We start from the raw sequence: 26,996 nt of genomic DNA, 5'->3' as shown, positions 1-26,996 counted from the left end.
TAGCAGACCAGTCAGGCCAGCATGCGTTTACAAATGGCATCGCCAATCTGGCTGGTGGCTCGTTGTTGGTTGCCCTGCTCGGCAAGGTCAGCGGCTACGGCGTCGAACAGTTCTTTGCCGGCCTGTGTCAGTTTGGGGTCTTTACGACCCAGCCAGTCGAGCATGCGAGCGGTGGTGAACAACATGGCGGTGGGGTCTGCAATGCCCTGGCCGGCAATATCCGGGGCGCTGCCATGGGTGGGCTCGAACATGGATGGCATGTGCGGGTCGGTGGGATTGAGGTTGCAGGAGGGTGCAACGCCCATGCCGCCAGACAATACGGCTGCCAGGTCGGTCAGGATATCGCCCTGCAGGTTGCTGGCCACCACCACATCAAAGGCCCAGGGGCACTGAACAAACTTCATGCAGGCGGCGTCTACCAGTTCATGGTGGGTGGCGACGTCGGGAAAGTCGTGGCTGACTTCCTCAAATACTTCGGTGTACATGTCACCCCAGTAACGCAAGGCATTACGCTTGGTCACCAGGCACACCTGGCTTTCACAGCTTCGGCCATCCAGCGTTCGGAAAGCGCGGGTGCGGCCTTCCTGAACCCGTTCACCAGCCCGCTGTCTGGCCTGTTCGAAGCCGTAACGGATGATCCGTTCGGTGGCCCGGCGGGTGAATACTTCCATCTGGGTGGCCACTTCGTCTGGCTTGCCCTGGCGCAGTCGACCGCCCTGGCTGACGTACTCGCCTTCACTGTTTTCGCGAATCACCAGCATGTCGATGTCTTTGGCGCGATCGTCTTTGAGGTACTGCCTTGCGCCCGGCAGCAGCCGGGCAGGGCGTTCACACACCCACTGGTCAAAACCTTTGCGCATGTCCAGCAGGGGAGCCAGGGAAATGCTGTCTGGCAGCAGGTACCGGTTGGTGTCGTCCATGGGGCCGGGATCCCCCAGGGCGCCCAGCAGAATAGCATCATAGGCTTTTAGCTGGGTCAGAGCATCTGCCGGCCAGGACTCTCCGTATTCGTCATGCCAGGCATGGGATGGCCAGGGAAACCGGGTCCATTCCAGTGCCAGGTTATGCTTCGCGCGCAGCGTCTCCAGACAACGGACAGCCTCGGCGACAACTTCCGGTCCGATGCCGTCTCCGGGGGTAATTGCGATGCGAGTAATCTGGGCCATTCCGGAGCTTCCTAAGGTGCGGTGTTTGGGGGTTTTGAACAACAAATTCAGTGTAGTCCCCAGGCTGGCGGGTGCCAGTGTTGATGCGTTAATTAATTGGTTAAGTACTACGACTTTGGGGGCAGACAGTGTATTGGGAGCTACTTGATTGCTATATCCTGTTACCAAGTTGAACATGTTCATGCGCTCGGAGTTCACATGAATAAACCAAAAGTATTGTTTGATGAGTCGCATTGTGGCCAATGTGCCTGCGGGAACGGGTTGGATTTCTCGTTCAGTTTTGCCTTCCAGCCCATCGTGGATGCGGAGAACAAAACGGTGTTTGCCTATGAGGCCTTGGTGCGAGGTCCTGAAGGGCAAAGTGCCAGGTCGGTTTTGTCCAAGGTGAATGAAACCAATCGCTATGCGTTTGATCAGATCTGCCGGGTCAAGGCTGTCAAGCTGGCCGCCCAACTCAACATGCAGCCAATGCTCAGCATTAATTTTATGCCTAACGCGGTGTATCAGGCTGAGTATTGCATTCGGACTACCCTAGCGGCTGCAAAAACCTATAATTTCGATACTCGGAAGATCATCTTTGAGATGATTGAAAACGAAGACCTCAGTTCGGTAGAGCATCTAGCCTCCATCATCGAAGCCTATCACTCAATGGGATTCAGCACCGCGATTGATGATTTTGGCGCTGGGTATTCTCGTTATAACATCATGATGTTGAGCCCGCCGGAGCTCCTGAAACTGGATATGACGCTGGTGCGAAACGTTTATGAAGATGTGAATAAGCAGGCGGTGGTGCTTGGTATCCTCACGATGATGCGCCATCTAGGTGGTCGGGTTGTGGCTGAAGGCGTAGAAACCAAAGAGGAATACTTCTGGCTGCGCTCCCAGGGAATTACGCTCTATCAAGGCTACCTGTTTGCCAAGCCGGGGTTTGAATGCCTTCCGGAGCCTGTGTTCCCGGACTGATCACCTAACAGTAAAGGATGGTTCTGTGCTGTATCGGATTATTACACTTGTTGGCGGCTTGGTCTTTGTGGTCGCTCTGTTTGCCCTGCTTTGGTTCTTCTGCAAGAAGTTTCTGGAACACCACGGTGTAAAGGAACAGAGTTCAGACCGGGCCATGGTACTGGCTACCTGGACCTTTGCCGGCATCGCAGTTGGCCTGGTGTTTGCTGTCGTGGGCTCGTTTGTGCTCGGCCCCTGGGCTTTCTATCGAACCTTGCGGGGCCACGACGTGCCAGTGTCAGACGCCGCCGCAATCTGGTGGGGTTTTGGAATTGTAGTGCTTTCCCTGGGCATTACCGCTGCCGGTTTCTTCGGCTTCCTGGCCCTGGTAGGCGCCTACTGATGTTGTGGCAGGCTGCGTAGCAGGTCCCGAAACCACACCAGCGCAGGCTCCCGCTCATACGCCCTGTGCCAGTATAGGTGCACATCGATGGAGGGCATCTGTGCGGGCGGGCTCATCACTTCTATTTCACTCCGTTCGGCAATAATCCGGGCGTAGGTTTCCGGCATAGTCAACAACAGGTCGGAATTCTCCACCACGCGGCAGGCAGCATAGTAGTGCTGGCAGCGTAGCCTTATGCTGCGCTGTACGCCGTGCCGGGACAGCTCAAAGTCCTCGATGCCCGGACCCTCGGTACGGGACGAAACCAGTACATGTTTTGCCTTCAGGTACGCCGGCATATCCAGCCCGTCTTTAATGGCCGGATGCCCCTTGCGCGCCAATACCACCAACCGGTCTTGCCTGAGCAGTTCATGGCTGGTCTGGTTACTGACCGGCAGCAATACATCAATGGCGAAATCCAGTTTGCCGGCGGCTAACTGGGTTTCCATATCCCGTCTTGGTATCCGCTGGGAGACAATCTCCATGTCCGGGTAGGGTGCCAGTTTGCCCATCAACTGGGGCAGAAAGGTAGACTCCAGTACATCTCGCAACCCCAGTGTGTAAGTCTTGCGCTGACTGGCCGGGTCAAAGGCATGGAACTGGTTTACCGCGCTCTGCACCTGATTCAGTCCCGGCCGCATGGACTCCAGAAACCTGCGTGCTAACGGAGTGGGCACCATCTGGTTACCCTGGCGGGTAAACAATGGGTCATCAAAGTGATCCCGCAGCCGCGCCAGGGAATGGCTCACCGCTGGCTGCGTCAGGTGCAGCGCCCTCGCGGCGCGGGTCAGGCTGCCCTCCCGATAAATGGTATCGAAAACATGCAGCAGGTTGAGGTCCAGTCGATTCAGGGCCATGAGACGCGTACGGTTCCGGAATAAGTAAGGGTAATGATAAACGATAAGAACAATTCAGTCGCGTAATAGAGCATTGGCTCCTAGACTGATTGCCATCTGAATGAAAGTGCGCCCCGGTTGGGGCAGGCAAGCGCGAGGAGCTGCACCATGGATTTCAACATTTCCGAGAAAGGCCAGGACTACCTCAAGCGCGTGAAACAATTCATGCGCGACGAGATTTACCCCATTGAAGAGCAGTACCACAAGGAGCTTGCCTCCCTGGAGAACCGCTGGGTAGTGCTGCCGATCATCAAAGAACTGAAAGAAAAAGCCAAGGCCCAGGGCCTGTGGAACATGTTCTTCCCTGACGACAAGTACGGCTGCGGCCTGCTCAACTCCGACTATGCCCTGATTGCGGAAGAAACCGGCCGAAGCTTCATTGCCCCGGAAATCTTCAACTGCAACGCCCCGGATACCGGCAATATGGAAGTGCTGATCCATTACGGCTCTGAGGAACAGAAAGCCGAGTGGCTGCCAAAATTGATGAGTGGCGACATCCGCTCCGCCTTTTGCATGACCGAACCGGCGGTTGCCTCCTCCGACGCCACTAACATGGAAGCTACCGCCACTGTTGAGGGCGATGAAGTAGTCCTGAATGGCCGCAAGTGGTGGAGCACCGGTATCGGTCATCCCGACTGCAAAGTGGCCATCTTTATGGGTGTCACTGATCCGGATGCGCAGAAACACCGTCGCCACTCCATGGTGCTGGTGCCCCTGGACACTCCAGGCATCACCATCGAACGCATGATGCCGGTATTCGGCGCCTACGATGAGCCCTACGGCCACGGCCAGGTACTGTTCGACAACGTGCGCCTGCCCAAGAGCGCCATCATCGCCGGCCCCGGCCGTGGCTTCGAAATCGCCCAGGGCCGCTTGGGGCCGGGCCGCGTGCACCACTGCATGCGTGCGATTGGAGCCGCTGAGCGTACTCTTGAGTTAATGATCAAACGCGCCATGACCCGCGAAGCCTTCGGCCGGCCCATCGCCAAGTTGGGAGGCAACCCGGATGTCATCGCTAATGCACGCATGAACATTGAGCAGGCGCGACTGTTGACGTTGAAGTGTGCCTGGGCGCTGGATACCAAGGGCATTATGGGTGCGCTGCAGGAAGTTTCTATGATCAAGGCTGTGGTGCCTGCGATGCTGCAGCAGATTGTGGATGATGCGATTCAGATTCACGGCGGTGCCGGGGTTAGTGACGATGATTTCCCGCTGACGGCATTGTTCGGTTACGCTCGGGTTCTGCGGTTGGCAGATGGCCCGGACGAAGTTCATCGGGCGATGGTGGCTCGCCTGGAGCTTCGGAAGTACAAGTCCTGAGTTTCGAGTTGGGTGCTCTGGTTTTCCTGGCCTCTTGGTTGGGAGTGGGGGGCCGTCGGGGTGGGGCTTCTGAAAAACGCTCCTTCGGCACATCCATGTGGCGCTTCTGTTCCGCCATCCATGGCTCCACAAATTTTCAGAAGCCCCACCCCAACGGCCCCCTCCTCAACATTGGTGAGGAGCTGCAAGTAAAAGAACCTGGAACAGCTTACTGAGGTGTATGGGAGTTGGTGCCAGAGGGCCCTTTCCAAAAATTTCGGAGGCCATGGATGGCCGGAGAGAAGCGCACATGGATGTGCTCGTAGCGGTTTTTGGAAAGGGCCCTCTGGCACCAACTCTTACTCATACTCAAAAAGAACGCGAACTCCAAAATACAAAACGAACTCAAACGTAAAAACGGTGAGCACGAACATGACACAGCGAGTATTCATAACCGGCGGGGCCAGTGGCCTGGGCCGGGCGATTGCATTGCGGTATGCCAAAGAGGGCGCGAAAGTCTGCATTGGGGACATTAACCCGGAGCAGGGCGTGGCCGTTGAGGCGGAACTGAATAACGCAGGGGGCGAGGGCTATTTCGTTGAATGTGACGTCCGCCGTCTGAGCGACTTTGAAAAAGTTCGTGATGACCTGGTACAAAAATGGGGCGGTGTGGACGTAGTTGTTAACAACGCCGGCGTTGCCTCCGCTGGCTCCATCGAAGACACCACCATCGGCGACTGGGAATGGATCCTCGACATCAACGTGCTAGGTGTTGTCCGCGGCTGCAAAGCCTTTACCCCGCTGTTCAAGGAACAAGGCTCCGGCGCATTTGTGAATGTGGCTTCTATGGCCGGCCTCATGCTGGCGCCGTTGATGGACAGCTACAACGTCTCCAAAGCTGGAGTGATCGCCCTATCCGAAACCCTTAGCCAGGAGCTGCGGGATTCCGGTATTCATGTTAGCTGCGTGTGCCCGGCGTTTTTCCAGACCAACCTGGCCAGCACCATGCGTTCCGACATTCCCGGCATTCAACAGAACGTCAACAAGCTGATGAAGCGCTCCAGCATTACCGCCGAAGACGTGGCCGAGGATATCTTCCGCAGTGTGAAAGACAAAGACTTCTGGGTACTGCCCCACGCTAAAGAACGCCGCATGTGGATGCTCAAACGCCACGCACCCTGGGCGTTTGACTGGTTGATGCACCAGGAAACCAAGCGCTGGATGAGCAAGATGGGTGGCAAGGCGAAAGCCTGAACAGATCACAGGAGAGATTGAATGACACAGATCGACCAGGCGGTAGACATCCGGGAAGGCGAAGAGCTGGATATCAGCGCCGTCGACCAGTTCATGAAGCAGGCCATTCCGGGCCTGGAAGGCCAGCCGAGCATCAAGCAGTACCCCGGTGGTGCGTCCAACCTGACCTATCAGGTGGATTATGGCGACCAATCCTACGTGCTGCGCCGGCCGCCGTTCGGCAAGATTGCCAAATCCGCCCACGACATGCTGCGGGAAGCGCGAGTGATGGAGGCTTTGAAGCCGGTGTACCCATACGTGCCCAACATTGTCGCCATCTGCGAAGATCATAATGTGCTGGGGTGTGATTTTTATGTGATGGAGCGGCTTAAGGGCATCATTCTGCGCCAGGATTTCCCGAAGGATTTCGAACTGAGTGCCGAAGACACCCGCAAGCTGTGCCTGAACGTGATCGACAAACTGGTGGACCTGCACAGGGTGGATGCCGAGGCCGCCGGCCTGGATAAACTGGGCAAGGGCGCCGGTTACGTGCAGCGGCAGATTGGTGGCTGGAGCGACCGGTTCCGCAAGGCCCGAACCGACGACGTCGGTGACTTTGAAGAGGTGATGGCCTGGCTGAACGATAAGATGCCGGAGGATATCGCCCAGGTGGTCATTCACAACGATTTCCGTTTTGACAATGTGGTGCTGAACCCGGACAACCCGTTTGAAGTGATTGGCGTGCTGGACTGGGAAATGGCCACCATCGGTGACCCGTTGATGGACCTGGGAAACAGTCTGGCCTACTGGATTGAAGCCGACGACGAAGGCCCGTTCCAGATGCTGCGGCGCCAGCCCACGCACCGCCCGGGCATGCTGACCCGTAAAGAAGTGGTGGACTACTACATGGAGAAATCCGGCTTCCGGGCGGAAAAGTTCGATTTTTACGAAATCTACGGTCTGTTCCGTCTGGCGGTCATCATCCAGCAAATCTACTACCGCTTCTATCACGGCCAGACCAAAGACAAGCGCTTTGCCGCCTTTGGTCATGCCGCCAACTATCTGGAGAAGCGGTGCCAGCGGTTGATCAGCGAGAGCACACTGTAATGGCCACGATTTATCTGGTGCGCCACGGCCAGGCCAGTTTCGGCAAGGAGAACTACGACCAGCTGTCTCCGCGCGGCTGGGAGCAGGGCAAGGTTCTGGGCCGCTGGCTGGCGGACAAGGTGGAACCCGGTGCCATTTTTGGCGGTAACCTGCAGCGCCATCGGGAAACCGTGGAGGCAATCACCACCGGTTACGGCGCGAACCTGCCGGATATGCAGGTTATGGAAGGCCTGAACGAGTTCGATCATCTGGAAGTGGTGGAGCGCCTGCGCCCGGAATGGGCGGACAAACAGGTGATGGCCCGGGACCTGGCCAGCTTCCCGAAACCGGCGAGAGCCTTCCAGCAGGCTTTCGAGAAAGCCGTCGCCCGCTGGGTCAGTGGCGAGTATGACCACGAATACGCGGAATCCTGGCAGGGTTTCCGGCAGCGGGTGGGCAATGCGTTGGATCAACTGATTGAGCTGGCGGACGGTGCCGATGTGATTGTGTCTACCTCCGGCGGGCCCATTGCGGTCATTGCCCAGCGCCTGCTGGAGCTGTCAGACCACAAGGCGCTGGAGATGAATAATGTGATCGCCAACACCAGCGTGTCTCGCATTCTGTATTCCGGCCCCCGGCGCAGCCTGGCCGTATTCAATAACTATAGCCACCTGGAAGCGGAAGACCCCGCCCTGGTGACATTCCGATAAGCTGAGGGAATTCCATGAGCAACGTAAACCTGTTCGATCTGACCGGCAAAGTCGCCCTGGTCACCGGTGCCAGCCGTGGTATCGGTGAGAGTATTGCCCGCACACTGGCCCACTACGGTGCCCATGTGATAGTCAGCAGCCGCAAGATTGACGGCTGTGAAGCCGTGGCCAGCAGCATCCGTGAAGATGGCGGCAGTGCAGAAGCCTTCGCCTGTCACATCGGCGAAATGGATCAGATCGAAGCGGTGTGGGAGCACATTGCCAAAGAGCACGGCAAGCTGGATATTTTGGTCAACAACGCCGCTGCCAACCCCTACTTCGGCCCGGTAGAAGATACCGACCTGAGCGCTTTCCAGAAAACCGTGGACGTGAACATCCGTGGTTACTTCTTCATGTGTGCCCGCGGTGCCCAGCTGATGAAGAAAAACGGTGGCGGGTCCATTGTTAACGTGGCGTCTGTAAACGGCGTAAATCCCGGCCACTTCCAGGGCATCTATTCGGTGACCAAGGCGGCGGTGATTTCCATGACCAAATCTTTCGCCATGGAGCTTGGCCAACAGAACGTGCGGGTAAACGCCCTGCTGCCAGGCCTGACCGACACCAAGTTCGCCAGCGCCCTGACCACCAACGAAGCTATCAAGAGACAGGCCATGGCCCACATTCCGATGAAGCGGGTGGCAGACCCGGACGAAATGGCTGGTACCGTGCTGTACCTGGTGTCCAACGCTTCCAGCTACACCACGGGTGCCTGCATTAATGCGGACGGTGGTTACCTGACGGTTTAATCACAGTCAGAATGAAAAAGGGCCGGAGAATTCGTCATCTCCGGCCCTTTTTTGTGTCTGGTGCTCAGCTGGCAAGATCAGGAGCAGGTCAGGGCTGTGAAGTCCTGGTTCAATTTATTTGCCCGGGCCTGCAGGTGCTCCCGGTGCTGTTGGTCGCCAGCCTGGATCAACGAATGCATCAGGTTTGCCATGGCTTGCTGGCTTTCCGTCATCATGGCTTGATACTCCGGGCCTCTGGCGTTTTCTGAGTTAACCACCAGCTCGCGGATGGTCGCATCGAAGCCGGGTTGATTCCGGCCTTCCAATGTCTCCAGCAGGGCCTGTTGCCAGTTTTTCCGGCCTTGTAGCCAGATTTCCGTTTGTTGACCGCGATCGGCAGACCATTCTTCAACCAGGGACTGCTGCTCCCCGTTCAGGCTGCCGAGCCATCGCTCTACGCGTTTGGTGGTGCGCTCTGCCCGGGCGCTGGCGGTCTGGTTACCTCCCAGCATTTCCTGTTCAAGCTCAGCCTGATCTTCTGCCATGTTCCTGGCCAGCTCGTTCACCTGGTCATCAGACAGGCTGGCCAGAAGATTCACCGCCACCGGTACAGCTCGATCCAATAAGTCTGGCACAAAGACCAGAAGTTGTTGTTGATGATACTCAATGGTGTCGATATCCGGTGCGCCATCGGCTATGTCGGCCTCAAGTTCGTCCAGCCAGGCCCGGTAGCGGGGTAGCTCCGTTGAGCAATGCCACTGGCGCAGGCTGTCCAGGTCCTGGTTCAGCTGCTGTTTTTGCGCCCGGCTAAGGGTGACATAATCCTCTACCCACCAAACCACACCCCAGTCCGCATAGCGATAGGCCATGCGGGTAGAGCTGCAGCCAGCCAGGACGAAGAGGGCGACAAGGGAAAGCGTCGTCAGCTTCAGGTTTTTTGTGCGGTGCCGCTGATCCATGGTGCCTGTCTCTCGGTGGTAAAACTTTGCATACTTATTTTGATGTTGCGCTTGCCTAACGGAATGCTGATCACTTCAGTCTAGTTACGGATTGGCAAAAGTTTCAGATGCTGTTTGCTCACAATTGCCGGGGAGGTGTCATGTCTTCCCGTAAAATGACGCCTGCACAGGGGCATCCCGGAATGCCTGCTGGCATAGAGAAAATTGAATTCAGCTCACATTCGTGAGCTGGAATGTAAAAAATTGTGAATCCGTTTTTTTTCCCTCCCCGTAGATTGCTTTGACGCATTAGTCAGGGACTGAACTGGTGCAGGTTCGAACCAAATAAACCGATCGTCAAGCTTTGTACAGTGAGGAACAGCGACAATGAAAACGATAGTGGCTTTACCGGTTTTGATGGCCGGCAGCGTTTTGCTTTCTGGTTGTTTTGATGGTTCGAGCAGTACTCCAAGAACCGATATTCGGGTTGTTCATGCCGTATCCGACGCCCCTTCTGTTAACGTGAGTTTCAACGGCGAGGCACTGGTTGCCGGTGCGGACTTCAAGCAGGTTGCGACCTTGCGGCCAAATCGCGGTAATTATTCAGTTGATGTTGATGCGCTCTTGCCAACAGGCGATCAGTTGACCGTCATCGAGGTCGGAAGCACCCGACTTGAGGCAAACACCCGATACGACATTATCGCGACTGGTACCGTTGGCGGTAGCGACATCGAGCCGGTGGTGCTGACAGACGACGGCCAGCGGGATGATCCGAACTCGGCTCGCTTGAGGGTGGCCCATCTGTCACCAGCGGCTGACAGCCTGGTGCCAGCTGTGTCGGTTTATGTGACCGCTGATGGCGCCGACTTGCCAGCAGAACCCGCTTTCAGTTTTGCATTCCGTGATTCCGTTGGGCCGCTGGAGCTGGACGCCGGCACCTACCAGATCCGGGTGACCGCCGAGGGCAGCACCGATGTGGTGTATGACAGCGGTGCGGTCGAGTTGCCTGCAGGCTCTGATCTGTTGATTGCCGCGATCGATAACACGGTGTACGGCGAGTCTCCGGTGAGCCTGCTAGTGATTAATGGTAGCGAGACGTCGGAAATTCTGGACAAGGACACAGGTGCAGGCATTCGCGCGGTTCACAATTCTTCAGATGCACCTGATGTTGATATTTATCTGAACGAAGACCCGGACGGTTCCGCCGCCGCTACCGGCGTGGCCTTCGGTGAGACAGTGCCGACGTTCGCCAGACTGGGCGAGTACGTGGGATTGGAGACCGGCGATAACCGCGTCGCGGTGACAGCAACTGGTGAACTGACTGCGGTGTTGGATGAAGACCTGGCCCTCGATAACGGTAGCCTTCTGACCATTCTGGCAGCTGGTTCCGTAGGGGCGGGAACACTCGAAGCCCTGGCCTTTGCAGATGATAACCGGCGTATTGCCACCGAGGCCCGTCTCCGGGTTATCCACGGCGCGGTAGAAGCACCGCTGGTGGATGTATTCCTGGTTCCAGCGGCGGAGGCCGGTACTAACCAGGGTAATGCCATGCCGGCACTGGATGACTTCGCCTATGGTGACTCCTCGGGCTATCTGGGTGTGCCGGCCGGTGATTATGTTGTGTTTATCACCTCCGCCGATGGTACCGAGGTGCTCTTCCGTTCCGGTGAAATCAGTCTTGAGACCGGCGGTGTATATACCGCAGTTGCACGACTTGCCTTGGACGAGGAAGAACAGACAGCAGGCGTTACCTTGTTGGACGATTTCGTGCCGCCAGCGACCTGATTCCTGCCTCCAGACCCCTATGAAAGCCCCGGCCCCGTCCGGGGCTTTTTTGTCTATACCTCCAAAGAAATACCAAATTTGATTTTTGCCAAGTTTGCTATGTTTGACTACGGTAATGAATACACACATAGAAAATGCGGGTTTATGGACGACCTCCAACCACTGACGCCGGAGCAGCGCAAGAGCAGCGAATTCCGGTTATTTGTCTTCATCATCGTCTTCCTGTTTCCCATCCTGGCCGTTGCTGTGGTAGGCGGCTACGGCTTCCTGGTCTGGATGTCCCAGGTATTCATGGGCCCGCCGGGGCCACCCGGGGGATAGGGGCGAACATGGCTGTGAACGAGTCCCGCCGGCTGTTTCTGCGCGGCGGCAGGGCGGTTGCTTCTGAGTGGCGGCCGCCCTGGACAACCCAGGCCATCACTGACCAGTGCACCCGTTGCGATCGCTGCATTGAAGCCTGCCCGGAAGACGTGCTGTTTCGTGGTGACGGCGGTTTTCCGCAAATCCGCTTTACTGGCGAAGGCTGCACACTGTGTGGGGAATGCGCCAGGTCATGCCCGGAACCGGTCTTTGACCTGGCCCGTGAGGCGTTCCCCTGACGTGCGGTGATTCGGGATCACTGCCTTGCCCAAGCCAATATCCATTGCCAGACCTGCCGTGACGCCTGCGAGCCAATGGCCATCCGATTGCCACCCAGGCTTGCTCATGTCGCCGTCCCAGAGATTGCCGAAGACGAGTGTACCGGATGCGGTGCCTGTGTCGCCGTGTGCCCTGAAGATGCCATCAGTCTGATTACTCAGGAACAGAGCGAGCCAGCCCATGCCTGATTCGCAGAAAGCCGAAATTCACATTGCCAGTTTTCTGGTACACGTGCGCCCGGAGTCTCAGGATGCTGTTCTTGAACTGCTTGAGCAAACGCCGGGCCTGGAGGAGGGCACTCGAGAACCGATTGGGAAACTGGTGGTTCTGGCAGAGGGTAATAGCCATCAGGATTTGCTCGGTGCCATGGAGTTGATCGAGAGTGCGCCAGGCGTTCTGGAATGCATTCTGGTTTACCACGAAGTGATGTCGCCCGAAGAGGCGAGGCAACAGTTGATTGCTACAGGACAGTCAGAAACAGAACAACAGGAAGCAATGTCATGAACCTGACACGACGTGAATTCGCAAAAGCCAATGCGCTGGCCATGGCGGCATCTGCTGCCGGCCTGTCGATTCCGGCTGCGGCCAGTAATCTGATCACGAATGCCGAGCTCACTGAGCTCAAGTGGAGCAAGGCGCCTTGTCGTTTTTGCGGCACCGGTTGCAGTGTGATGGTCGCAACCAGGGACAATCAGATTGTGGCGACCCATGGCGACACGCAATCGGAAGTGAACCGCGGTCTGAACTGTGTGAAAGGCTACTTTCTGTCGAAGATTCTTTACGGTCGCGACCGGCTGACCAAGCCCTGGATGTGATGGCAGAAAAATTCACCAGTGCCATCAAGGAGCACGGCCCGGAAAGCGTCGGCATGTTTGGATCCGGCCAGTGGACCATCTGGGAAGGTTACGCGGCCAGCAAGCTGTTCAAGGCTGGCTTCCGCTCCAACAATATTGATCCCAATGCCCGCCATTGTATGGCGTCTGCGGTGGCAGGCTTCATGCGGACCTTTGGGTTCGATGAGCCGATGGGTGTCTATGACGACATCGAAAGCGCTGATGCCTTCGTGCTTTGGGGCGCCAATATGGCGGAAATGCACCCGATCCTCTGGACTCGGGTAACGGACCGTCGCCTGTCCCATCCCGGCACGGAAGTGGCTGTGCTCTCAACCTACGAACATCGCTGCTTTGATCTGGCCGACCTGCCGATGGTGATGGAGCCCCACGCCGATGTGGCAATTCTGAACTACAATGCCAATTACATCATCCAGAGCAACGCGGTGAACCGGGATTTCGTCAGTAAACATACCCGGTTTGTGCGTGCTGCAGACGACATTGGCTACGGTCTAAGGCCGGAAGACCCGCGCGAGCAGAATGCCAAGAACGCCAATAATGCCAACGACTGGGAAGACATGTCGTTTGAGGATTTTGCCCGGCATGTCCGTGAGTACGATGTGAAGAAGGCCGCCGAGATCTCCGGCGTCTCTGAAGCACGGCTCGAACGCCTGGCAAAGCTATATGCCGATCCGGACAAGCGTGTCACCACCTTCTGGACCATGGGGGTAAACCAGCATACCCGCGGCGTTTGGGTGAACAACCTGATCTATAACATCCACCTGCTGACAGGCAAGATTGCCACCCCAGGCAACAGCCCGTTCTCGCTGACCGGCCAGCCTTCCGCTTGCGGTACCGCCCGTGAGGTAGGCACCTTCGCCCATCGCCTGCCAGCCGATATGGTGGTGGCCAATCCAGAGCACAGGGCCAAGGCCGAGAAGATCTGGAAACTGCCGGAGGGCACCATCCCGGCCAAGCCAGGTTATCACGCAGTGCTGCAAAGCCGGATGCTGAAAGACAGCAAACTGAAGGTGTATTGGACCCAGGTCACCAACAATATCCAGGCGGGTCCCAATACCATGCAGGAGACCCTGCCGGGCTGGCGTAACCCCGATAACTTTATCATCGTCTCTGATATATATCCCACGGTATCTGCCCAGGCGGCCGACCTGATTTTGCCGGCGGCGGGTTGGGTTGAAAAAGAAGGGGCGTTTGGTAATGCTGAGCGCCGGACTCAGCTCTGGCGCCAGCTGGTGAACGCACCTGGAGATGCCCGCTCAGACCTCTGGCAAACCGTGGCCCTGTCCCAGCGTATCAAAGTGGCCGATGTGTGGCCGGAGGATCTGATTGCCAAGGCACCGGAAGCGCGGGACAAAACCCTGTTTGACGTGCTATTCCGCAACGGCAATGTGGACCGTTATCCACTGGACGACCTGCACCCGGATTATGAGAACCAGGAGTCGAAAGACTTTGGTTTCTACATCCAGAAGGGGATTTTCGAGGAGTACCGCCAGTTTGGTGCCGGCAAGGAAACCCTGTGGCGCTATCGCGAAGGTTCAGACCCATATGTGGCGGAGGGCAGTGGTTTCCAGTTTTACGGCAACCCGGACAACCGGGCACGAATCTTCGCGGTACCCCATGAGCCGCCTGCGGAATCTCCGGACGACGAATACCCGTTCTGGCTGTGCACTGGCCGGGTACTGGAGCACTGGCACACCGGTTCGATGACCCGTCGTGTGTCCGAGCTGCACAAGGCGGTACCGGATGCGCTGTTGTACATGAACGCCGATGATGCCCGTGACAAAGGCTGGCGGCGCGGCAGTGAGGTGAAGGTGATCAGCCGCCGGGGTGAAGTCCGGGTTCGGGTGGAAACCCGTGGTCGTGTTCGTATGCCCAAGGGCATGGTGTATGTGCCTTTCTTTGATGCCGGAAAGCTGATCAACAAGGTCACGCTGGACGCAACGGACCCCATTTCCAAACAGACCGACTTCAAGAAGTGCGCTGTCCGTCTGGAATTGGTTAACCTGGCTTAAGGAGACGTCACCATGAGAACGCTTTTATTTTTTCTGGCCGCCTCCCTGGCCTTCCTGGCGTATGCCGAGAGTGATCATTTGTCACCCTCTTCACCGGATGGCCTGCGCAAAGGCGGAACTCTCGGACGAGATCTGCCCGCACCGCCTATCACCGGTGATCCCAGAGAGGTGAAACGGGAAGTGCGTAATTATCCGGAGCAACCGCCGGTGATTCCCCATGCCATCCGCGACTATCAGGTAGACAAGAACTTCAACCGTTGCCTGGATTGCCACAGCCGCGAAGCAGCCGTGCAGGCGGGTGCGCCCATGGTGAGTGTGACTCACTTTATGGATCGTCACTTTCAGGTGCGGGCTGAGGTAACGCCGGGGCGCTATTTCTGTACCCAGTGTCATGTACCCCAAACCGATGCTCAGCCGCTGGTGGAGTCAGATTTCAAAGCCGTGGATGAGGTGATCCGTGCCTCCAACAGAGGAGATCGCTGATGATGAAACGGCTGAAGCTCTACTGGAACCTGTTGCGCAAGCCCAGTGTGCACTACAGCCTCGGTTTCCTGACACTCAGCGGCTTTATTGCCGGGATCATCTTCTGGGGTGGTTTCAACACGGCGCTGGAAGTGACCAACACCGAGCAGTTCTGCATAGGGTGCCATGAGATGTATAGCAACCCGTATCAGGAGCTGAAAACAACCATCCATTACACTAACCGATCAGGTGTGCGTGCCGAATGTTCAGATTGCCACGTGCCTCACGGCTGGACTCACAAGATTGGCCGAAAGATGGAAGCCTCGAAAGAAGTCTGGGGTTGGATATTTGGCTCCATAAACACCCCGGAGAAATTCGAGGCCAAGCGACGTGAGCTGGCGGAGCGGGAGTGGCAGCGGCTGAAAGCCAACGATTCCCTGGAGTGTTGTAATTGCCATGAGTTCGATTCGATGGACTTCACGCTGCAGGATCCAAGGGCGTCCCAGGCGCATTCAACGGCATTGGCAGACGGCGAGCAAACCTGCATCGATTGCCACAAGGGTATCGCGCACAAGTTGCCTGATATGGCCGGGGTATCCAGGTAGGTTCAGGCTTTTATTGGCGGGGTTTACTGGATGGAAGGCCCCGAGCCATCAGCCGGTGACTGGGACAGGGACGTTCCGACCGGTGGCCGGAAATGCAGGGAGTAAAGCACGCGATCCAGCACCGCCTGGCCATTCCAGGCCGGGTTGTTATTGACCATGCCGACGATGGCCCAGGTGGTGTTCCTGTCATCACGGGTAAAGCCGGCGATGGAGCGCACATGCTCAAGGTAGCCGGTTTTGATCCGGCCCTGGCCGTCCATGCCGGTATTTCTCAGGCGCCGGGACATGGTGCCATCCATCGCAATGATCGGCATGGAGGCCATCAAGTCTGAAGAATAGGGACTGTTCCAAGCGTGCTGCAAAATCTGTGCGCCCTGGCGTGCGGTAATCCGGCCATGGCGTGTCAGTCCCGCGCCATTATCAATCACCATGCCCGCCGTATTGACGCCAAGCCCTTCCAGCCAGTCATAGATGGCGCGGATGCCCGCCACCCGGTCATCCTGTTCATCATCCTTGCGAAATTCGGCGCCAATGGTCAGCAGCATTTGCCGGGCCATCACGTTACTGCTCCACTTGTTGATGTCCCGCACCATGGTTACCAGGTCGGGTGAGGTGGTGCGCATGACCAGGCGTGCTTCATCCGGTGTGGTCTCGAAGCGATCGCCGCCACTGACAATCACGCCCATTTCAGACAGTACCGAACGGATCAGGGAGGCGGAATAGCGCTCATGGGGCAGCAATGACAGATAGGTTGTGGTCCGGCAACCCTGCGGAAGTTCACCGGTAACCTGTACGGTTACCCTGTGATCGTTATGGAACACCGGTTTCCAGTCAAAGCGGCTGCGGGCGGGGCAGGGACCTTCCGGCAGGGCGGTAACCCGGTTATCAATGGTGACTTCACCAAGATCGGGCGTGGTCCAGGCCTGGGTACCCCGTTCATCCGCGCGCACCTGAAAATGCAACAGGTTAAGGTTGGTCAGGTAAGCGGAGGGCTCCACCAGAAACGGCGCGTGGGGATTGTTGCCGTTGTCTTCAAAGGCAGGGAAACCACCATCCACCCGAAAATAACTGCCATCCAGAACCAGATCGCCTTCAATCCGGTTAATACCCATGCTGCGCAGTTCCCGAAGGGTACCCCAAAGTCGCTCAAGGGTGAGTTTTGGATCGCCACCGAAACGCACATACAGGTTGCCCTGCAGGGTATCGCCAACCATGGTGCCGTCGGTCAGGAAGTCGGTATTCCAGTGATGAGTAGGACCCAACAATTCCAGAGCGGCGTAGGTGGTGACCAGCTTCATGATGGAGCCAGGGCTCATCAGTTCGTCAGCGTTCACATACTGCTCAATGCCCGGCCCGTTAAGGGGAATGGCTGCAACACTGAGGGCCTGCTCGCTATTCAGGGACTTGTTTGCGTAGTCTTTGATCTGACTGGCCCAGAGACGGGATTCGGCAAAGGCAGCGGCAGCTGTGTTGCTTTCCTGGGCCAGGACCGGCGTGCTTGCCATGGTGCAGGCAGCCGCAATGGCCAAAACCAGCCTCTTGGGTGAGGTTACACACCTTGACGCGCAGGTCCTCGCCTGCAAACCCTGAATCAGCATCACACCAGCCCGTTTTTATGTTCTCTTTGTACAATAGCTCATCCTGTGGTTTTGTACTATGCAGAAAAGCTATACATGACGTTAAAAAATGGCAGTAGAGTCGTTGTTTATATTGAGTTTTTGTGACAGCACGTAAGTGCCTTTCAGAATCAGTGGGTTAGCTTTGACCGTAACGCAGTGACGCGCAAGCCAATGGGATAGGCTGCGATTGTGCGACAATGCCGCCCAGAGCCCGTGAACTGAACACAACAGACAAAGGGAACAATATGCTCAAAGCGCTCAGACATCAGGTGAATGTACTGGAATCCGTGGCAACGTCCTCTTTTGCCGCCTGGCGTGGGTGCCTGGTGATCAAGGCCGTTCCACAGCCGGAGAAGCCCCTCATTCTGTACGACATGGAAGCCTGCCCCTACTGTCGCCGCGTGCGGGAAGTGCTGACGGCCTTGCACCTGGATGTTGAGATCAGGCCCTGCCCTAAAGGCGGCCGATTCTTCCGCCCGGAAGCCGAAGCCCTGGGCGGCAAGCAACAGTTCCCGTTGCTGGTGGATCACAACACCGACAAGGTGATCTACGAATCTGAGGATATTGTTGAGTACCTGTTCAGTCAGTATGCCGGTCGGTCCGTGCCCGGCTACTATCAGTCCAAAGCCTGGCAGCCAGCTTTAAATTCAATCGGATCGGCCGCCAGTGAACTGCGCGGCTTGCGTGCCACCTCCGGTAACCGACCGGAACAGGGATTACACCTCTGGAGCTTTGAGGGCAGCCCCTTTTCACGGCTGGTGCGGGAAAAACTCTGCGAGCTGGAGATTCCCTACACGCTGCATAACCTGGGCAAGGAACACTGGACCGAAATCGGCCCGGCCAAGCGACGTTTAAAGCCAGGCGAGTACCGGCCTATACCGGGCGGCAAGCGGGATGCGTTTTTCAAGCAACACGGCCGTGTTCAGGTGCCTTACCTGGAAGACCCCAATACTGGCCAGCAGTTATTTGAATCCGGCCGGATTGTGGCTTATGTGAACAGTCAGTATGGCGGCTGAGTGCCTGCAGTCATTGGCCCGGGGCTGGTATTCCGGGCCCGACACGGTATGATCAGCGCCCAGAGTTTGTGAGCCAGAATCAGGAGCGCACGATGTATACCGGCCAATGCCTTTGTGGCGATATCCAGTTTGAATACGATGGCCCGCTTGGCCCGGTTGCCCTGTGCCATTGCAGCCAGTGCCGTCGGGCGCACGGCAGTGCTTTCTCCGCCAGTGCGCCGGTTCAGACGGTGCGCTTCCGGTATGTTGCCGGACAGGATCTGGTGCGTGAATTCGAATCCCGGCCCGGCAAATACCGGGCTTTCTGCCCCCGTTGCGGCAGTCAGCTATACAGCCGCGTTGACGCCATCCCCGGCATCCTGAGACTGCGGGTGGGCGTGATCAACGAACCCCTGGGAAAAAAGGCCGCCCAGCACGTTTACGTGGGGTCAAAGTCTGACTGGTTTGATATCACCGACAACCTGCCCCAGTTCGAGAAAACCGAACGCACCAACGATCCACACTGATCACTCGGCCGGTACCACCCGGTACACCTTGCCCTGGCGTGAATCGGTCAGCAGCCACAGGGCGCCATCCGGCCCCATACGCACATCCCGGATTCGCTCACCGAGATTGGTGAGCAGATCTTCTTCCTCAATCACCTGTTCGTTGTTAATGGTCAGACGCACCAGTTTCTGACTCCTCAGGGCACCAACAAACACATCGCCCCGCCATTGCGGGAACAGGTCCCCGGTATAAAAGGCCATGCCAGAGGGGGCAATAGACGGGTCCCAGTAGTGCAGTGGATCGGTTACACCGTCCATAGTGGTCTTGTCTGAGATGGGGATGCCGGAGTAGTCGATGCCGTAGGTGACCTTCGGCCAGCCGTAGTCATTCCCCGCCCTGATAATGTTAATCTCGTCGCCACCCCGGGGTCCATGTTCATGGCTCCAGACTTCACCGGTGTCCGGATGCAGGGTCATGCCCTGGATGTTGCGGTTGCCGTAGGTGTAGAAGGTGTTGTTGGTGCGGGCATCATCCAGAAAAGGGTTGTCTGCAATCGCGTCACCGTTGGTGGAAATGCGATGAACACCACCGGCATCGTCCCGATTGTCCTGGGCCCTGTCCATTTCACCCCGGTCACCGATGGCCACGTAGAGATGGCCGCTCTGGTCAAAAACCATCCTGCCCGCAAAGTGCCTGCCATTGCTGGAGCGGGGTAAAGCTTCAAAAATCACTTCAACGTTCTCAAGCGCTTCGCCATTGTAGGTGGCGCGGGCAACGCGGGTAGTCATGCCGTCACTGTTGCGGTGTGCGTAACTCAGAAACAGGATCTGGTTGTCGGTGAACTGCGGGTGCAGCACCACATCCAGAAGCCCGCCCTGGCCGGAGGCAACCAGCTCCGGCAGTCCCTTCACCGGCTCTCGCACAAGATTGCCGTTTTCAATCCGGCGAAGCCGACCCTCACGTTCGGTGACCAGCATGGTGCCGTCGGGCAGGAAAGCCAGGCTCCAGGGGTGCTCAAGGCCCTGGGCGACGGTTTCTATCCGGAAATCGGTTTTGTTGGATGAGAACGTCTGGTCAGACCATACTGGGGATGCTACCAGTACTGATAAGCCCGCGGCGATGACGATAGTCGGGCGGTTCATGAGGTCTCCTCCACGCTAAGGTAGTGTCAGTGGTGCCACGCAGACGACTAGTGAGTAATCTAGACGATAACAGAGTGTACGACACCAAAAAGCCACCGGTTTGCGGTGGCTTTTTTGTGTTCGTCAGGAAGGACTCAGAAACGGTAACTCAAGGTGCCCGTTACCGTGCGTTTGGTGCCTATGAAGCAATCGCCCCGAGCCAGGCAGGTAGTGAGGTAAGTCTCATTGGTCAGGTTGTTGACGTTCAAAGCCAGTTCCCAGTTGTCACGACCGTAGGCAATCATGGCGTCCAGCAGGGTTTCTGCAGGGGTCTTGAGTTGGTCTGTGCCGTCCCAGCTTGACCCGACATAACGCACACCGGCACCGGCCCGAAGCCCCGGAATACCAACTGACCGCAGGTCATGTTGGCTCCAGATCGATGCTGTGTGGGCGGGAATGCTTGGCAGTCGGGCACCTTTGTTGTTGCCCTCCTCAACCTCGGTATCCGTGTAGGCATAGTTGGCGATCAGGTCCCAGTGTGCGTTCACGTCCACTTTTGCTTCCAATTCGATGCCACGGGCGCTGGTCTCGCCATTCTGGATCTGATTGTTTGGATTCACGGGGTCAGGAGCCTGGCGGTTCTTTTCGCGCAGATCATATACCGTAGCGGTATACAGGCTCGCGGAGTCAGCCGGCTGATACTTTACGCCGACTTCAACCTGCTCACCTTTTAACGGCTCGAACGGATTGTTGAAAGCATCAAGACCGGTGACCGGTTTGAAGGATTCCGAGTAGCTGATGAACGGAGTGACACCGTTGCTGAACTTATACATCAGGCCAGCCCTGCCGGTGACCTCCTCGTCGGTGAAGGCCGTGCCGCCCTCGGTCTTGTTGCGGGCGCTGTCGTGGCGAAGGCCCAGCACTGCGATCCAGCGATCATTAATGGTCATCTGATTCTGGGCGTAGAACCCACTCTGGATCACCGTATTTTCCGGTGTATCGCTGAAGTCGCTTTCGGTCAGCCGGTCATAGTTCCCGTAGACGGGGTTAAATACGTTCAAGTCGCCAATGTCGGCCTTGTAGGCCCGGCGGCTGCTGCTGACCGCATGCTGGTAATCCCAGCCAAGCAGTACCGTGTGGTCCACATTGCCCGTTGAGAACAAAGCCTCTGCCTGATGATCTGCGGTCAGGGTGTCCAGGTTTGGCTTGTTAGCGTAGGCGACCCGAGCGATATCCCCGTTCTCCTTGAGGGCAGGGGTAAATTGCGGGTAGATGCTCTGATAGTCTACCTCGGTCTCCGAGTAACGGAGGCTTTGCCGCACTGTCCAGACGTTGTTGAGCTGGTGGCTTAACAACGATGTCACCGCGTTTTCCTTGGTGTTGTAGCGGTCGAAATCCGGTTCGCTGATGAACAGATCGATGGGGATCTGTGGCAGGCCAAATGGTGACGGTTTCAGGGTCCCTTCGATAGGCAGGAACTGTGTGGTGGTGCCTGAACGGTCCTCCTGGTGCAGCGCCATAACAGTCCACTCGGTCTGATCTGTTGGGCGCCAGGTGATCGAAGGTGCGATGACCACTCGATTGTCCTCAACCTTGTTGACCTGTGTGTCGCTATCGCGGCCCAGGGCAATAAAACGATAAAGCAGGGTGCCGTCCTCATTAAGCGCCCCTGTTGAATCGACTGCTGCCTGCTTTCGGGAGTGGTTCCCTACCTGCAGTTTCAGTTCGGTAGACTGTTCTGCCTGTGGGCGTTTGGTGGCGAGATTAATCAGGCCCCCCACGTTGCCCTGGCCGTAAAGCACGGAAGAGGGCCCACGAATGACTTCAATGCGTTCCAGCAGGTACGGCTCCGTGCGAGGGCTCTGATAGAAACCGAAAGTCTTTTGCATGCCATCGAGGAAGATCACCGGGTCGCCGCCGCGCACGGACTGCCAGTCGCCCCGGCTATCAAGACCAAACTGCTCGGCTCCTACGCCCACGGTGTAACGTAAGGCTTCCTGAACACTGGCAACGCCCTGGTCTTGCATCTGATCGGCGGTAACCACAGAAATAGACTGTGGAATTTCGGTAATCGGGGAATTGGTTTTAGTTCCCGCCCGGCTAGAGGTCGCAATATACCCATCTACCGGGGCAGATGGGTCTTCAATACGCTCGCCACTGACATCAATCGGAGTAAGTGTTTCCTGGGCCAGAGCCGGTGTGCTACTCACTGCCAGTGTAAGGAGCCCTGCGGTCCATGAACCGCGCGGCGAATGCTTGTATTCCTTGTTTTTGGTGGAAGTGGGCAACTGCATTCCTGGGTATTCCTCTGATAGGTTAGGGTCAGATGTAAAATTTGTAACGCGGATTGTAATGATAAGGGTTATCGTTTACAAATAGATTTGGTGGTTGATAACGTCTTTAATGGCTTGTCTGATGCTGATTCCCTAACGCTGCCCATGCGGTCGCGACGGTAAATCCCGCAAGTCCCGCAGTATCCGCCGTCCGGTAACAGGTACTTCAGGCAGCAGCCTCGCCGTTGAGGCAGTGCACAGCGCTGTTGGCTGAATTCAGCCGGTATCCAGTCGATGTATCGGTTTGCCTCACACTCAAACCGGGCCAGCCAGCTGGTGGCCAGGGCGCAGAGCGCTTCCGGGTCCACCTGATTCCAGACCGCAGAAAAGGGTGCACCCAGTGCCAGGCCAACACTGCTCCAGTAGGCGCCGGGACTGACCCCGAAGGACTGCCGGAAGACCGGATACCACGCCTGCATATGATCAGCGGTTATCTCAATAAATGCCTCGGGTGCCAGCGGCGTCTGACCGTCATTCAAGTTAACCCAGCGAGACGGCGCGTCAGCGAGTTCCAGCGGGCACAGGAAAATTAGGTCCGGGTTCAGGGGGGCGCAGGCTCCATCCCGGAACAGCTGTAGCATCCGGGGGGCGATGACCTGCAAGGCCAGGCTCTGGTGTAGCACCGACACGCGGGCCTTGTGCATCCTGGGGTGGCACGCGTCCGGATAATCCTCCAGCAGCTGGTTTTCCAGCAGCTCCGGCCTGGCCAGAACCTGTGCCAGGGAAAACAGCGCAGGGCGTTGCCCGGCGTCTTGAGCCAGTGCGCTGTTCAGCGTGTTCTGTGGGCTCAGACCATGGCCGGTTAACAGTTGGCGATAGCTGGCCAGCCAGTGATCACCACAAACCTCAGTGACGGCCATGGCGGCTCAATCCCCAGAGAAAGTACAGGCCACCCACCAGGGCCGCTAATAGCCCGGATGGCAACTGGTTGGGAAACACGACGACCCGCGCCAGATAATCGGCGATGGCCAGCAGCAGTGCGCCAGCCAGGGCTGCAACCACAAGCTGACGCCCCACCGTTTGCTGGCCCAGCACCCTGGCAAGGTGGGGTGCGATCAGCCCAACAAAGCTCAGCGGGCCGATCACCACAGTGGCGGCGGCAGTGAGTACTGAAGCCATCAGCAGCAGCAGAAGTCGGGCCCGCGCAACCGGCAGTCCCAGCGATGATGCGGCCGAATCCCCCAGCGGCAAGAGGGTAAGCGGTCGTATAACCAGCAAAAGCAGTACTCCAAGCCCCAGCACCAGTGCCAGCAAACCAATGGCTTCTGGTTCAGAAACCAGCCAGGTGGAGCCATACATCCAGTTCAGCAATCTCGACGCAACGGTTCCCCCGGAAGCCATTACCAGCCTCAATCCGGCATCCATAAAGACGTAAAGCGCCAGCCCGCCCAACAGAAGTTGGTTGCCGGCAAAACGATGGCGGCGGGCAAGCAGAATCAACAGGCCCAACGCTGCAGCCGCCCCCGCAGTGGCAGCAATCAGTTGGCCGCCACGGCTGATGTCGAGGCCGGTGAGCACCAGGACCACCATCACCAAAGCCGCTCCACCGCTAATACCCAGCAATTCCGGGCTGCCCATAGGGTTGCCGGTCATGCGCTGTATCAGCGTGCCGGCCATGCCCAGAGCCATGCCGGCAAGAATGGCCGCCATCAGCCGGGGGCCACGCCACACCCAGGCATCGCTCCAGTTCGACACGGGTGTCCAGTCCCAGGAACTCAGGCCGGGCGACCAGGCCATAGACACAGCGATGGTCAGCACCAGCAGCGCCATTAGAATGCCGGCGATCAGAACTGTTGGCTTGCGGGTGGGCATGAACCCGGCCGAGCTCGAATCTGCTCCGGGCATATGGTGAGTGTTTCGGATGCCCTGCAACGCCAACAGGATAATGGGGCCGCCGATCAGGGCGGTGGTGGTGCCGGTGGGCACAATGGAGCCGTTACCCAGAGTTGTTGCCCAGTGCGCCAGGGTGTCTGCCAGCAGCAAGAGCCCGCCGCCAGTGATCGTGCTCCAAAGCAGTCTCTCACCCAGCGTGCGGGCGCCCAGTAGCTTGGCCAGCACCGGGGCGGCCAGCCCCACGAATGCCACCACACCTACCCGGCTGACCACCACGGAACTCATCAGCACCACGAGAATCAGGGCGCCGCCCCGAACCAGCGCAACCTTGGCCCCGAGTGCCGAAGCCGAAGCCTGCCCCAGTTGCAGCAGTGCCAGTGGCCGCATCAACATCAGTATGGCAACCGCCAGAATCAGTACTCGCGGCAGCAACTCCAGGAAGGGCCCCCAGTTATTCTGGACCAGTGAGCCTGCACCCCAGATGAACAGGTTGCCCAGCCATTCGCCTTTGAGCAGCAGAAAGGCCATGTTCATGGCGCCGAGGAAGAAGGTGATCACCAGCCCCGCCAGAATGACCGTGACTGGAGAGAAACCCAGGCGCCAGGTCAGCGCAATCACCAGGCCAATGGCCAGAAGGCCACCCGCCACGGCGGCCAGGTCGGGGCTGAAGGCCAGCAAACCCGGTACAAAAAGCGTGGCAATGGTCACCCCGAACTGCCCGCCGGCTTCCACGCCCAGCGTGGTGGGCGAGGCCAGGGGGTTGCCAAGGATTTGCTGGGTAACGGCGCCTGCCAGGCCCAGTCCGCAGCCGATCAGAACGGCCATTGAGACCCTGGGGGCCCAGCTGTAGTGAGCGAGCACAGACGGGTAATAATCTTCGGTATAGCTCCAGAACGCCGCGAACAGTTCGCCTGGTGTCATCTGGCTCAGCCAGGGAAGGGAGCTGGCCGCCAGGGCGACAAGCCAGAGCAGGGCAATGGCAACCGGAAGTCTTTTGGGGAGGGAAGGGGCGGTCGCAGGTATGCGTGCCGAGTCAGCGAACATTGTTGCGGCCTCCCTCCAACAGGGCATCAGCCAGCAAGATCGCCAGGCGTTTTACCGGGTACACCCCGCCGAATGGCCACACCGGCTCAATCTGATATACCTGGTTTCGCTTGACGGCCGGCAGGTAAGTCCAGAAGGGGCTGCCGGCCAGGTGATCCGAGAGCCCGGGCAGGGTGGGTGAAATTACAACGATACGACTGTCGTGATAGGGCGCAATGGCCTCCAGGCCAACCACAGAGAAACCCCAATAGTTACCCTCGTGTGGCCAGGCATTGCGCAGCCCCAGGGCGTTGAGGGTGGTCTGATAGAGGCCGTTGGGCGCGTAGATACGGACATGTCGGTCATCCAGAAAGTTGACCAGGGCCAACGGTTGCTGATTCATGCCGGCCTCGGCCAGACGGGTGCGTTGATTCTCGAGGGTTTGGTCAATATCGGTAAGGATGGCCTCGGCCAGGGCTTCGCGGCCCAGCATCTGGCCAAGCGTGGTCAGCATTTCCCTGGCTTTGGTGAAGGGGGCGGAGCCCTCTTTGTACACGCTGATGACGTAAGTGGGAGCAATGCGTTCCAGTAATTCGGCCGCAGGCGCCATTTCGGCACTGGTAACGATCAGGTCTGGTTTCAGCTCGGCAATCGCCTCCAGGCTGGGAGCAACGCGGGTGCCAACATTGGCAATGCCACCGGGTAATTCCGGGGCCTGGACCCAAGCGCTGTAGCCGTCGCGATCTGCCACGCCTACGGGGGGCACCCCCAATAGCAAAAGCGCCTCAGTTGCGGCCCAGTTGAGGGCAACGATACGCTCAGGCGGCCGGGGCAGGGTGATCGAGCCGTTTTCGTGGCTCCAGGTTCCGGAGTGCGCGGGTTGGCTGATTATCAATGCAATTAAGCAGAGATACGCGAGTGGGCGGGAAGCCCGTTGTTCAGTGCACATAAGACACCCATTGGCCGGGCGCTCGTTCCATAACGCCCATGGCGACGCCGTAGATGGATTCCAATATGCCGCTGTCCATAATCTCATTGGGCGTTCCATCCGCCACAACCTGACCGGCTTTCAGGGCCACGAGGCGGTCGCAGAACCTGGCCGCGAGATCCACATCGTGTAACACCACAATGACGGTCAGTTCCCGCTCTTCGGCAAGGCGGTGGACAAGGCGCAGGGTCTCCACCTGGTGTTTCACATCCAGGGCGGAAATGGGTTCATCCAACAGCAGGCAGCGGGTTTGCTGGGCCAGCAACATGGCTATCCAGGCCCGTTGCCGCTCACCACCCGACAGGGTGTCGACCGCGCGGTCGGCGAATCGTGCCAGGCCGGTGTCATGGATGGCCTGTTCAATCAGTGTCTGGTCGCCCGCAGTGTAACGGCCGAGGGGGCCGCGCCAGGGATAGCGTCCGAGTGCGACCAGCTCTCTCACTGTGAGTCCGTCGGTTGCCGGGGGATGTTGTGGCAGGTAGCCCACGGTTCTTGCGAATGCTCGGGTACCTGTAGCCCGGAAAGACTGGCCATTGAGCAGGACTTCGCCGTGGGAGGGCGATATCTGCCGGGCCAGGGTCTTCAACAAGGTGGATTTGCCCGAGCCGTTATGACCGAGCAGCGCCGTTACCTCGCCTTCTTGAAATGCCAGGCTGACATTGTGCAATATGGCGGTGTCACCCAGGCGAACCGCCAGTTGGTCGACTTCAAAAAACGCTGGCATTCAGACTCTCCCTTGGCTTTGGC

At 57.9% G+C, this 26,996-nt stretch carries 26 protein-coding genes and 1 pseudogene; 17 read left to right on the top strand and 10 right to left on the bottom strand.

Annotated elements, in window-relative coordinates; translation table 11 throughout:
- Nucleotides 1–11: 11 nt before the first annotated feature.
- Nucleotides 12–1,166, bottom strand: a complete 1,155-nt coding sequence (locus ACTZWX_RS12260; protein ID WP_444714176.1) for an isocitrate/isopropylmalate dehydrogenase family protein — start codon at nt 1,164–1,166, stop codon at nt 12–14.
- 198 nt (nt 1,167–1,364) lie between these two features.
- Here ACTZWX_RS12260 and ACTZWX_RS12255 point away from each other — a divergent pair, with 198 nt between their 5' ends.
- Nucleotides 1,365–2,129: an EAL domain-containing protein gene (locus ACTZWX_RS12255; RefSeq protein WP_444714175.1), complete on the top strand. Its 765-nt coding sequence runs from the start codon at nt 1,365–1,367 to the stop codon at nt 2,127–2,129.
- A 25-nt stretch (nt 2,130–2,154) separates the two neighbouring features.
- Nucleotides 2,155–2,511 carry a hypothetical protein gene (locus ACTZWX_RS12250; protein WP_072677863.1) on the top strand — a complete coding sequence of 119 codons (357 nt, stop codon included), beginning with the start codon at nt 2,155–2,157 and terminating at the stop codon, nt 2,509–2,511.
- Here the strand turns inward: ACTZWX_RS12250 and ACTZWX_RS12245 are convergent.
- On the bottom strand, nt 2,505–3,407 hold the full coding sequence (locus ACTZWX_RS12245; RefSeq protein WP_152437502.1) for a LysR family transcriptional regulator: 903 nt from the start codon (nt 3,405–3,407) through the stop codon (nt 2,505–2,507). The genes ACTZWX_RS12250 and ACTZWX_RS12245 overlap by 7 nt on opposite strands.
- A 147-nt stretch (nt 3,408–3,554) precedes the next feature.
- Between ACTZWX_RS12245 and ACTZWX_RS12240 the strand changes: the two genes are divergently transcribed.
- From ACTZWX_RS12240 to ACTZWX_RS12220, 5 genes are all read left to right on the top strand, one after another.
- The gene (locus ACTZWX_RS12240; protein WP_444714174.1) at nt 3,555–4,766 is read left to right on the top strand and encodes an acyl-CoA dehydrogenase family protein; all 1,212 of its coding nucleotides are present in this window, start codon (nt 3,555–3,557) and stop codon (nt 4,764–4,766) included.
- A gap of 411 nt (nt 4,767–5,177) precedes the next feature.
- A complete protein-coding gene (locus ACTZWX_RS12235) occupies nt 5,178–5,999 on the top strand; it encodes an SDR family oxidoreductase (protein ID WP_444714173.1) in 822 nt (273 codons plus the stop codon).
- A gap of 21 nt (nt 6,000–6,020) precedes the next feature.
- Nucleotides 6,021–7,085 (top strand): phosphotransferase family protein, encoded by a 1,065-nt coding sequence (locus ACTZWX_RS12230; RefSeq protein WP_444714172.1) that lies wholly within the window; start codon nt 6,021–6,023, stop codon nt 7,083–7,085.
- A complete protein-coding gene (locus tag ACTZWX_RS12225; RefSeq protein WP_444714171.1) occupies nt 7,085–7,774 on the top strand; it encodes a histidine phosphatase family protein in 690 nt (229 codons plus the stop codon). Before ACTZWX_RS12230 ends, ACTZWX_RS12225 begins: the two co-directional genes overlap by 1 nt.
- Nucleotides 7,775–7,788: 14 nt before the next feature.
- Nucleotides 7,789–8,559 carry an SDR family oxidoreductase gene (locus tag ACTZWX_RS12220; RefSeq protein WP_444714170.1) on the top strand — a complete coding sequence of 257 codons (771 nt, stop codon included), beginning with the start codon at nt 7,789–7,791 and terminating at the stop codon, nt 8,557–8,559.
- A 77-nt stretch (nt 8,560–8,636) separates the two neighbouring features.
- Here ACTZWX_RS12220 and ACTZWX_RS12215 read toward each other — a convergent pair whose 3' ends face one another.
- The gene (locus ACTZWX_RS12215; RefSeq protein ID WP_444714169.1) at nt 8,637–9,497 is read right to left on the bottom strand and encodes a DUF6279 family lipoprotein; all 861 of its coding nucleotides are present in this window, start codon (nt 9,495–9,497) and stop codon (nt 8,637–8,639) included.
- A gap of 366 nt (nt 9,498–9,863) precedes the next feature.
- Between ACTZWX_RS12215 and ACTZWX_RS12210 the strand changes: the two genes are divergently transcribed.
- The 8 genes and pseudogenes from ACTZWX_RS12210 (at nt 9,864) to ACTZWX_RS12175 (ending at nt 15,830) form a co-directional block, all read left to right on the top strand.
- The gene (locus tag ACTZWX_RS12210; RefSeq protein WP_444714168.1) at nt 9,864–11,261 is read left to right on the top strand and encodes a DUF4397 domain-containing protein; all 1,398 of its coding nucleotides are present in this window, start codon (nt 9,864–9,866) and stop codon (nt 11,259–11,261) included.
- Nucleotides 11,262–11,405: 144 nt separating this feature from the next.
- Complete coding sequence (locus ACTZWX_RS12205; protein ID WP_319635457.1) at nt 11,406–11,582, top strand: periplasmic nitrate reductase, NapE protein; 177 nt, start codon at nt 11,406–11,408, stop codon at nt 11,580–11,582.
- 8 nt (nt 11,583–11,590) lie between these two features.
- Nucleotides 11,591–11,860, top strand: coding sequence for a 4Fe-4S dicluster domain-containing protein (locus ACTZWX_RS12200; protein ID WP_444714167.1), 270 nt, complete (start codon nt 11,591–11,593; stop codon nt 11,858–11,860).
- A 6-nt stretch (nt 11,861–11,866) separates the two neighbouring features.
- Nucleotides 11,867–12,088 carry a 4Fe-4S binding protein gene (locus ACTZWX_RS12195; protein ID WP_444714166.1) on the top strand — a complete coding sequence of 74 codons (222 nt, stop codon included), beginning with the start codon at nt 11,867–11,869 and terminating at the stop codon, nt 12,086–12,088.
- Nucleotides 12,081–12,404 (top strand): chaperone NapD, encoded by a 324-nt coding sequence (locus ACTZWX_RS12190; protein ID WP_444714165.1) that lies wholly within the window; start codon nt 12,081–12,083, stop codon nt 12,402–12,404. The genes ACTZWX_RS12195 and ACTZWX_RS12190 overlap by 8 nt, the downstream gene beginning before the upstream one ends.
- Nucleotides 12,401–14,763 (top strand): annotated as a pseudogene (gene napA / locus ACTZWX_RS12185) (nitrate reductase catalytic subunit NapA). The gene ACTZWX_RS12190 and the pseudogene napA overlap by 4 nt, the downstream one beginning before the upstream one ends.
- Nucleotides 14,764–14,775: 12 nt before the next feature.
- Nucleotides 14,776–15,246, top strand: a complete 471-nt coding sequence (locus ACTZWX_RS12180) for a nitrate reductase cytochrome c-type subunit (protein WP_444714164.1) — start codon at nt 14,776–14,778, stop codon at nt 15,244–15,246.
- Nucleotides 15,246–15,830, top strand: a complete 585-nt coding sequence (locus tag ACTZWX_RS12175) for a NapC/NirT family cytochrome c (RefSeq protein ID WP_444714163.1) — start codon at nt 15,246–15,248, stop codon at nt 15,828–15,830. Before ACTZWX_RS12180 ends, ACTZWX_RS12175 begins: the two co-directional genes overlap by 1 nt.
- 23 nt (nt 15,831–15,853) lie before the next feature.
- Here ACTZWX_RS12175 and dacB read toward each other — a convergent pair whose 3' ends face one another.
- On the bottom strand, nt 15,854–17,428 hold the full coding sequence (dacB, locus tag ACTZWX_RS12170) for a D-alanyl-D-alanine carboxypeptidase/D-alanyl-D-alanine endopeptidase (protein ID WP_152437512.1): 1,575 nt from the start codon (nt 17,426–17,428) through the stop codon (nt 15,854–15,856).
- A 266-nt stretch (nt 17,429–17,694) separates the two neighbouring features.
- Between dacB and ACTZWX_RS12165 the strand changes: the two genes are divergently transcribed.
- Together ACTZWX_RS12165 and ACTZWX_RS12160 are read left to right on the top strand one after the other, a co-directional pair.
- Complete coding sequence (locus tag ACTZWX_RS12165; RefSeq protein WP_444714162.1) at nt 17,695–18,465, top strand: glutathione S-transferase N-terminal domain-containing protein; 771 nt, start codon at nt 17,695–17,697, stop codon at nt 18,463–18,465.
- A 92-nt stretch (nt 18,466–18,557) separates the two neighbouring features.
- The gene (locus ACTZWX_RS12160) at nt 18,558–18,971 is read left to right on the top strand and encodes a GFA family protein (protein ID WP_072677847.1); all 414 of its coding nucleotides are present in this window, start codon (nt 18,558–18,560) and stop codon (nt 18,969–18,971) included.
- Here ACTZWX_RS12160 and ACTZWX_RS12155 read toward each other — a convergent pair whose 3' ends face one another.
- The 6 genes from ACTZWX_RS12155 to ACTZWX_RS12130 form a co-directional block, all read right to left on the bottom strand.
- Nucleotides 18,972–20,093: a PQQ-dependent sugar dehydrogenase gene (locus ACTZWX_RS12155; protein WP_444714161.1), complete on the bottom strand. Its 1,122-nt coding sequence runs from the start codon at nt 20,091–20,093 to the stop codon at nt 18,972–18,974. It lies immediately after the preceding gene.
- Nucleotides 20,094–20,227: 134 nt separating this feature from the next.
- Nucleotides 20,228–22,366, bottom strand: a complete 2,139-nt coding sequence (locus tag ACTZWX_RS12150; protein ID WP_444714160.1) for a TonB-dependent siderophore receptor — start codon at nt 22,364–22,366, stop codon at nt 20,228–20,230.
- Nucleotides 22,367–22,434: 68 nt separating this feature from the next.
- Nucleotides 22,435–23,265, bottom strand: a complete 831-nt coding sequence (locus tag ACTZWX_RS12145; protein WP_444714159.1) for a (2Fe-2S)-binding protein — start codon at nt 23,263–23,265, stop codon at nt 22,435–22,437.
- Complete coding sequence (fhuB, locus tag ACTZWX_RS12140; protein WP_444714158.1) at nt 23,252–25,282, bottom strand: Fe(3+)-hydroxamate ABC transporter permease FhuB; 2,031 nt, start codon at nt 25,280–25,282, stop codon at nt 23,252–23,254. The genes ACTZWX_RS12145 and fhuB overlap by 14 nt, the downstream gene beginning before the upstream one ends.
- Nucleotides 25,272–26,156 (bottom strand): ABC transporter substrate-binding protein, encoded by an 885-nt coding sequence (locus tag ACTZWX_RS12135; protein WP_444714157.1) that lies wholly within the window; start codon nt 26,154–26,156, stop codon nt 25,272–25,274. The genes fhuB and ACTZWX_RS12135 overlap by 11 nt, the downstream gene beginning before the upstream one ends.
- 43 nt (nt 26,157–26,199) lie before the next feature.
- On the bottom strand, nt 26,200–26,973 hold the full coding sequence (locus ACTZWX_RS12130) for an ABC transporter ATP-binding protein (RefSeq protein ID WP_152437518.1): 774 nt from the start codon (nt 26,971–26,973) through the stop codon (nt 26,200–26,202).
- Nucleotides 26,974–26,996: the final 23 nt, after the last annotated feature.

It is taken from the genome of Marinobacter sp. NSM, assembly GCF_052380025.1.
In the GTDB taxonomy this organism is placed as follows: Bacteria; Pseudomonadota; Gammaproteobacteria; order Pseudomonadales; family Oleiphilaceae; genus Marinobacter.
This window is presented reverse-complemented; position numbering and strand designations above follow the sequence as displayed.

Bases quoted from the DNA above. Each gene is read 5' to 3' on its own strand.
- ACTZWX_RS12175 (WP_444714163.1), top strand. From the start codon at position 15,246: ATGATGAAACGGCTGAAGCTCTACTGGAACCTGTTGCGCAAGCCCAGT.
- ACTZWX_RS12190 (WP_444714165.1), top strand. From the start codon at position 12,081: ATGCCTGATTCGCAGAAAGCCGAAATTCACATTGCCAGTTTTCTGGTA.
- ACTZWX_RS12145 (WP_444714159.1), bottom strand. From the start codon at position 23,265: ATGGCCGTCACTGAGGTTTGTGGTGATCACTGGCTGGCCAGCTATCGC.
- ACTZWX_RS12230 (WP_444714172.1), top strand. From the start codon at position 6,021: ATGACACAGATCGACCAGGCGGTAGACATCCGGGAAGGCGAAGAGCTG.
- ACTZWX_RS12160 (WP_072677847.1), top strand. From the start codon at position 18,558: ATGTATACCGGCCAATGCCTTTGTGGCGATATCCAGTTTGAATACGAT.
- ACTZWX_RS12225 (WP_444714171.1), top strand. From the start codon at position 7,085: ATGGCCACGATTTATCTGGTGCGCCACGGCCAGGCCAGTTTCGGCAAG.
- ACTZWX_RS12260 (WP_444714176.1), bottom strand. From the start codon at position 1,166: ATGGCCCAGATTACTCGCATCGCAATTACCCCCGGAGACGGCATCGGA.
- ACTZWX_RS12245 (WP_152437502.1), bottom strand. From the start codon at position 3,407: ATGGCCCTGAATCGACTGGACCTCAACCTGCTGCATGTTTTCGATACC.
- ACTZWX_RS12220 (WP_444714170.1), top strand. From the start codon at position 7,789: ATGAGCAACGTAAACCTGTTCGATCTGACCGGCAAAGTCGCCCTGGTC.
- ACTZWX_RS12255 (WP_444714175.1), top strand. From the start codon at position 1,365: ATGAATAAACCAAAAGTATTGTTTGATGAGTCGCATTGTGGCCAATGT.
- ACTZWX_RS12235 (WP_444714173.1), top strand. From the start codon at position 5,178: ATGACACAGCGAGTATTCATAACCGGCGGGGCCAGTGGCCTGGGCCGG.
- ACTZWX_RS12215 (WP_444714169.1), bottom strand. From the start codon at position 9,497: ATGGATCAGCGGCACCGCACAAAAAACCTGAAGCTGACGACGCTTTCC.
- ACTZWX_RS12240 (WP_444714174.1), top strand. From the start codon at position 3,555: ATGGATTTCAACATTTCCGAGAAAGGCCAGGACTACCTCAAGCGCGTG.
- ACTZWX_RS12130 (WP_152437518.1), bottom strand. From the start codon at position 26,973: ATGCCAGCGTTTTTTGAAGTCGACCAACTGGCGGTTCGCCTGGGTGAC.
- ACTZWX_RS12210 (WP_444714168.1), top strand. From the start codon at position 9,864: ATGAAAACGATAGTGGCTTTACCGGTTTTGATGGCCGGCAGCGTTTTG.
- dacB (WP_152437512.1), bottom strand. From the start codon at position 17,428: ATGCTGATTCAGGGTTTGCAGGCGAGGACCTGCGCGTCAAGGTGTGTA.
- fhuB (WP_444714158.1), bottom strand. From the start codon at position 25,282: ATGTTCGCTGACTCGGCACGCATACCTGCGACCGCCCCTTCCCTCCCC.
- ACTZWX_RS12200 (WP_444714167.1), top strand. From the start codon at position 11,591: ATGGCTGTGAACGAGTCCCGCCGGCTGTTTCTGCGCGGCGGCAGGGCG.
- ACTZWX_RS12180 (WP_444714164.1), top strand. From the start codon at position 14,776: ATGAGAACGCTTTTATTTTTTCTGGCCGCCTCCCTGGCCTTCCTGGCG.
- ACTZWX_RS12155 (WP_444714161.1), bottom strand. From the start codon at position 20,093: ATGAACCGCCCGACTATCGTCATCGCCGCGGGCTTATCAGTACTGGTA.
- ACTZWX_RS12165 (WP_444714162.1), top strand. From the start codon at position 17,695: ATGCTCAAAGCGCTCAGACATCAGGTGAATGTACTGGAATCCGTGGCA.
- ACTZWX_RS12150 (WP_444714160.1), bottom strand. From the start codon at position 22,366: ATGCAGTTGCCCACTTCCACCAAAAACAAGGAATACAAGCATTCGCCG.
- ACTZWX_RS12205 (WP_319635457.1), top strand. From the start codon at position 11,406: ATGGACGACCTCCAACCACTGACGCCGGAGCAGCGCAAGAGCAGCGAA.